Below are 4,801 nucleotides of genomic sequence, written 5' to 3'. Positions count from 1 at the left end.
AGCCGCCGCCACCGCCTTGGCCACCACGAGCGCCTTGACCACCACCCTGGCCGCCACGACTGCCTTGACCACCACGGCCACCACGGCCACCACGGTCGCCGCCTTGACCACCACGGCCACCACGGCCACCACGGCGCTCATCATCACGATCCCGCCCACCACGATCACGCGGTGCAGTGGGGTTCTCCACCGGACGGCGTGCGCCGGGGAGGATATCGCCCTTGTAGATCCAGACCTTCACTCCGATAGTGGAGTAAGCTGTCACTGCCTCGGCAAAGCCGTAGTCAATGTCGGCGCGCAGGGTGTGAAGAGGCACCTTGCCCTGGCGGTCTTTCTCACGGCGTGCCATCTCAGCGCCACCCAAACGGCCCGAAACCTGTGTGCGGATTCCCAGCACTCCCAGCTTCATGGCGCGGGTTACGGCCTGACGCATCGCACGCTTGTAGCCAATACGCTTCTCGATCTGCTGCGCGATAGACTCGGCAACCAGCTGCGAGTTGGTCTCCAGATGGCGAATCTCGGCCACATTAACGTGAACCGTCTTCGACGTGATCTTCTCCAGATCAACCCGGAGCAAGTCAATGCCCGAGCCACCACGACCGATGATAATTCCGGGCTTGGCAGTGTGAAGTGTCACGCGAACCTGGTTAGCCTGGCGCTCGATCTCAATCTTGGAGATAGCGGCATTCTCGAAGCCTTTTCGCTTCTTGATGGTCTTGCGGATAACATAGTCCTCTTTGAGGAACTGTGCGTACTGCTTATCGGCATACCACTTGGAGTCCGCATCACGAATAACGCCAATGCGAAACCCGATTGGGTTAACTTTTTGTCCCATGATTTATTCCCCTGCCTCGGCGGTCTCAGTCGTCTCGGTGGTCTCAGCAGGCGCAGTCGCCTCTTCAACCTTGGGTTCTTCCTCAGTCTTTGCAGCCTCAGCGGGAACCGGGAGAGCAGCACGCAGAGGTGGCTTCTTCTCCGTCTTGCGACCGGTCTTGCGCGGCGGAGCCTCGCCCTCAGCCACGATCACGGTGATATGACTGGTGCGCTTCAAGATGCGATACGCACGACCCTGAGCACGAGGCTTTACGCGCTTCATGGTCGGGCCCACGTCAACATAGCAACGGATAATCTTCAGATAATCCGGGCTCATCTCAAAGTTATTGATCGCGTTGGCGCAGGCTGAGTTCACCACTTTGGCGATCTCTGCAGCGGCGTGATTGGGCGTGAATTTTAGCTGATCCAGCGCCTCTTGAGCGTACTTGCCGCGGACTGTGTCCAGCACAAAACGCACCTTACGAGGTGACATCCGCACGAAACAGGCGGTAGCTTTTGCTTCCATTGTGCTCCCCCTTACTTTCTCATGCGGCTGGACTGACCCGTCCCGCCGGCGTGGCCCTTAAAAGGCCGGGTATGTGCGAACTCGCCGAGCTTGTGCCCGACCATGTTCTCAGTGATGAAGACAGGCACGTGCTTGCGCCCATCATGTACCGCAAAAGTATGCCCGATGAAAGAAGGAAAGATTGTCGAACGACGAGACCAAGTCTTGATGATGGTCTTCTTTCCGCCTTCATTGAGGGTGTCTACCTTTGCGAGAAGTTTAGGGTCCGCAAAGGGCCCCTTCTTCAAAGATCGTCCCATAAAATAAAACTCCTGCCCCAGGCGCAGAGACTCTCTGCCGGGTGCGTAGCCAGTGCAGAGAAACTCTACACTGGCCAACACGGACACACAAACTACTTCGTGCGTCGCTTGACGATAAACTTATTCGTCGACTTGTTACGACGGGTCTTGAAACCAATCGCAGGAACACCCGTCGCAGAGACAGGGCCCTTCTTACGGCCAACAGGGCTCTTGCCCTCACCACCACCGTGCGGGTGCTCTCGGGGGTTCATGGTCACACCACGAACGTGGGGCGTACGCCCCTTCCAGCGGGACTTGCCCGCCTTACCCAGAGACTCGTTCTCATGCTCCAGATTTCCTACCTGGCCAATAGTGGCGCGACAGGTCAGGAGCACACGGCGCATTTCGCTCGATGGCAGGCGGAGAGTGGCATACTTGCCCTCTTTTGCCATGAGCTGAGCATAGGCTCCGGCAGAGCGCGCCATTTGGCCGCCCTTTCCAGGACTTAGCTCGATATTATGAATCAGCGTACCAACGGGGATATTAGCGATCGGAAGCGCATTGCCCGGCTTGATGTCAGCCGTCGGCCCACTTGCGATATCATCCCCGACTTTGATTCCGACCGGAGCCAGAATGTAGGTCTTGGTACCATCTTCGTACTGCAGAAGTGCGATACGCGGAGTGCGGTTTGGATCGTACTCGATCGCTGCCACTGTTGCCGCTACTGCATCTTTGTTTCGTTTGAAATCAATGATGCGGTACATTCGCTTGTTACCACCACCACGGTTGCGGATGGTCATACGACCGGTGTTGTTACGACCGGCCTTCTTCTTGATTGGCTCTACCAGGCTCTTCTCCGGCTTGCTTTTGGTGATGTCACTAAAGTCGGAGATCGCCATGAAGCGTCGCCCAGGGGTGATCGGCCTAAAACGTCGAATTCCCATTGCTTACACTCCCTCGAACAGCGTGATGCTCTGGCCTTCAGCCAGCGTCACAACCGCTTTCTTATAGCCGGGGGTCTTGCTTACGCTGTGGCGTCCAAACACACGGTAGCGCTTGGTCTTCCCCTTGACATTCATGGTATTGACCGCAGTGACGGTCAGCTTACCTTCGCCATCGCCATTGGTAAAGAGCTTCTCCACCGCCTCGCGAATCTGATACTTATTCGCATCCGGGTGGACTGCGAAGGCGTACTTGCGCTCGCCGTTCATCGTGAGAGACTTCTCGGTGATGATCGGGCGCTCGATAATCTCATAGATCCCTGGCATCTTACGCCTCCTTCTCTTCCTTCTCGTCCGCCCAGCCGCTCAGGACTTCGGCAGCAGCCTTGGTAATCACCACGACTCCACCATCCACGACATCACGGGTCGAGAGACGCTTGCCAACACGAATGTTGACGCCCTCAATATTGCGTAGGCTCTTTACCGTCAGCTCATCGGCCTCATCAATGATGACGAGCGACTTGCGAGCTCCACCGGTCACTTCTTTCAGGAAAGTAGCAGCCGTCTTAGTACTCACTTTATCTGCGAGCCCGAAGTTTTCGACGACTACCATCTCACTATCGGCCAGCTTTGCGGAGAGCGCGGACCAGACGGCAGCGCGGCGCATCTTCTTATTGATCTTGTTACCAAGGTCACGAGGGTGTGGGCCATGAGCGGCACCACCACCGGTCCAGTGTGGGGCAACAATAGAACCCTGGCGCGCACGCCCCGTTCCCTTTTGCTTGAAAGGCTTGCGCCCACCACCCAGCATCTCACCCCGTCCAGGGGCGTTTCGGGTATCCTGACGCCAGTTCTCCAGCTCTGCAATCACCGCCTGGTGCATCAGCGAGATATTTCGCTCAGCCCCAAAGACGCGATCAGAGAGGGAGATCTCTCCTGCCGTTTTTCCATTATTCGTTTTTATCGCCAACGTAGGCATAGTTAAACTCCGTTACTTCTTCTTGCTGGAGCGCTGCGTCTCCTGGCGAACACGAACCTTCTCCGCACGGCGAGCCTTCTCAATGGAAAGCAGTCCGCCATTGGCACCAGGCACAGCGCCCTTCACCAAAAGGAGGTTCTTCTCAGCATCAATGCGCACCACACGCAGTCCCTGCTGGCTTACTTGCTCGTTACCCATACGGCCCGGCTTCTTGTTGCCCTTGAACGTACGAGCGGCATCGGTAGCACCACCTGACATAGGCTTGCGATGGATCATCGAGCCGTGAGTCATATCGCCACCATGGAAGTGGTAGCGCTTCACAACACCGGCAAATCCCTTACCCTTGCTCACACCAACCACGACGACTCGCTCGTCCACGGCAAAGATATCGCTTGCACTGACCGTATCGCCGACAGCAACCGTGGCTCCATCCTGAAGATCGAACTCTTTCAGGTAGCGGCGCGGCTGAACTCCGGCGCTGGCAAGATGTCCTTGCTCAGGCCGGTTTAAGCGGTTGACATTGCACTCTTCAAACGCAAGCTGTGCTGCGCTGTAGCCATCATTGTCAACGGTCTTAAGCTGAGCAATGACGCAAGGCTCAACTGCAATTACCGTCACCGGAACGACCCGGCCTTCGTCATCAAAAATCTGTGTCATCCCGATCTTACGACCGAAAATGCCCTTTACTGGCATAACAAACCTCCACGGCGCACCTGGCGGGTTTTAACCCGTTGCGTGACGCGGCTTAATTTTTCTTAGAGTTTGATCTCGATATCCACACCAGAAGGCAGGTCGAGGCGCATCAGCGCATCAATGGTCTTCGGGCCTGGATTGAGAATATCAATCAGACGCTTGTGCGTGCGCATCTCGAAGTGCTCCATAGACTCTTTGTCAATGGTCGCGTTGCGCTGCACCGTAAATATCCGCTTCTCGGTGGGCAGAAGAACCGGCCCGGCGATCCTGGCACCTGTACGGCGTGCAGTGTCTACGATTTTCTCCGCAGACTGATCCAGAACACGGTGATCGAAGGCCCGTAGGCGGATTCGTACTTTATCGTTTCGCATAAATTTCTTTTCTGAGGCGCAGAAAAAGCGGGAGAGAGCCATGCTCCCTCCCGCTCTGCCTCACTAGGCTATGATTTTCGAGACGACGCCAGCGCCTACGGTTCGGCCACCCTCACGGATCGCAAACCGAAGACCCTCTTCCATCGCGATAGGAGCGATCAGCTCGCCCTTAATCGTGACGTTATCACCCGGCATCACCA

Annotated in this window: 8 protein-coding genes and 1 pseudogene; all 9 read right to left on the bottom strand. The window is 56.6% G+C overall.

The window, feature by feature from the left end:
* Positions 1 to 835: 30S ribosomal protein S3 (gene rpsC / locus RMO15_RS21790; RefSeq protein WP_369016152.1), on the bottom strand; the 835-nt coding region annotated here is incomplete at its 3' end.
* Positions 836 to 838: 3 nt separating this feature from the next.
* On the bottom strand, positions 839 to 1,339 hold the full coding sequence (gene rplV, locus RMO15_RS21785; RefSeq protein ID WP_369016151.1) for a 50S ribosomal protein L22: 501 nt from the start codon (positions 1,337 to 1,339) through the stop codon (positions 839 to 841).
* 11 nt (positions 1,340 to 1,350) lie between these two features.
* A complete protein-coding gene (rpsS, locus tag RMO15_RS21780; RefSeq protein WP_309717097.1) occupies positions 1,351 to 1,638 on the bottom strand; it encodes a 30S ribosomal protein S19 in 288 nt (95 codons plus the stop codon).
* 92 nt (positions 1,639 to 1,730) lie between these two features.
* On the bottom strand, positions 1,731 to 2,561 hold the full coding sequence (rplB, locus tag RMO15_RS21775; protein ID WP_309717094.1) for a 50S ribosomal protein L2: 831 nt from the start codon (positions 2,559 to 2,561) through the stop codon (positions 1,731 to 1,733).
* 3 nt (positions 2,562 to 2,564) lie between these two features.
* Complete coding sequence (rplW, locus tag RMO15_RS21770; RefSeq protein WP_309717091.1) at positions 2,565 to 2,885, bottom strand: 50S ribosomal protein L23; 321 nt, start codon at positions 2,883 to 2,885, stop codon at positions 2,565 to 2,567.
* Position 2,886: 1 nt separating this feature from the next.
* Positions 2,887 to 3,537: a 50S ribosomal protein L4 gene (rplD, locus tag RMO15_RS21765; RefSeq protein WP_309717088.1), complete on the bottom strand. Its 651-nt coding sequence runs from the start codon at positions 3,535 to 3,537 to the stop codon at positions 2,887 to 2,889.
* Positions 3,538 to 3,549: 12 nt separating this feature from the next.
* On the bottom strand, positions 3,550 to 4,230 hold the full coding sequence (gene rplC, locus RMO15_RS21760) for a 50S ribosomal protein L3 (RefSeq protein ID WP_309717083.1): 681 nt from the start codon (positions 4,228 to 4,230) through the stop codon (positions 3,550 to 3,552).
* A gap of 62 nt (positions 4,231 to 4,292) precedes the next feature.
* A complete protein-coding gene (rpsJ, locus tag RMO15_RS21755; protein WP_184197095.1) occupies positions 4,293 to 4,601 on the bottom strand; it encodes a 30S ribosomal protein S10 in 309 nt (102 codons plus the stop codon).
* Positions 4,602 to 4,664: 63 nt separating this feature from the next.
* Positions 4,665 to 4,801 (bottom strand): annotated as a pseudogene (gene tuf, locus RMO15_RS21750) (elongation factor Tu); the annotation flags it as partial.

Source organism: Armatimonas sp., assembly GCF_031410135.1.
GTDB lineage: Bacteria > Armatimonadota > Armatimonadia > Armatimonadales > Armatimonadaceae > Armatimonas.
This window is presented reverse-complemented; position numbering and strand designations above follow the sequence as displayed.